This is a genomic window from Cellulomonas bogoriensis 69B4 = DSM 16987, from assembly GCF_000767165.1.
Lineage (GTDB): Bacteria > Actinomycetota > Actinomycetes > Actinomycetales > Cellulomonadaceae > Actinotalea > Actinotalea bogoriensis.
Window position 1 is genome coordinate 1 of the sequence record NZ_AXCZ01000398.1, and the last position, 777, is coordinate 777.

Below are 777 nucleotides of genomic sequence, written 5' to 3' on the forward strand. Positions count from 1 at the left end.
CCGCCGGCCCCGGCGCGACCCGCCGAGGTCGTGCCGGCGGTCTCACCCGGAGAGCTCCTCGAGGATCACCGGCGCGAGCTCGGTCACGTCGCCCGCCCCCACGGTCAGGACCAGGTCACCCGGCGCCGCGAGCGCGGCGACCGCGCGCGCGGCCTCGAACCGGTCGGGGACGAACCGGCCCCTGGCGTCCATGAGGTCGGTGATGGTCCCACCCGTCACCGACGGGTCGTGATCCTCCCGAGCGGCGTACACGTCGGTCACGACGACGTGGTCGGCCAGCGCGAGCGCCTCGGCGAACTCGCCCGCGAAGGTGCGCGTACGGGAGTACAGGTGCGGCTGGAACAGGACCAGGACGCGCCCCCCGCTCACCGGCCGCGCGGCGCGCAGCAGCGCCGCGACCTCCGTGGGGTGGTGGGCGTAGTCGTCCACCACCCGCACGCCGGCGGCGGTGCCGCGGTCCTCGAATCGCCGCCCCGTCCCGGCGAACCGCTCCAACGCGGCGGCGGCCGCGACCGGACCGGCGCCCAGGAGCACACCCACCGTCCAGGCCGCGGTGGCGTTGAGCGCGTTGTGCGCCCCCGGTACACCCAGGCGCAGGTCCACGTGCTCCCCCACCGCGACCGGTGACCCGGGTCCACCAACGAGGGTCGCACGTCCCGAGGCCTCGCCGCCCGCGGACGGGGCCCAGCCGACCAGACGCACGTCGGCGTCGTCCACCGTGCCGTACGTCACGACCTGACGACCTGAGGCCCGCACCCGGGCAGCGAGGGACCGGGA

1 protein-coding gene is annotated in these 777 nt (G+C 76.6%); it reads right to left on the reverse strand.

Annotation, left to right across the window (positions count from 1 at the left end; genetic code table 11):
* Nucleotides 1–42 precede the first annotated feature (42 nt).
* On the reverse strand, nt 43–777 hold a 735-nt coding region (locus tag N869_RS15670), incomplete at its 5' end, for a glutamate ligase domain-containing protein (protein WP_035063242.1).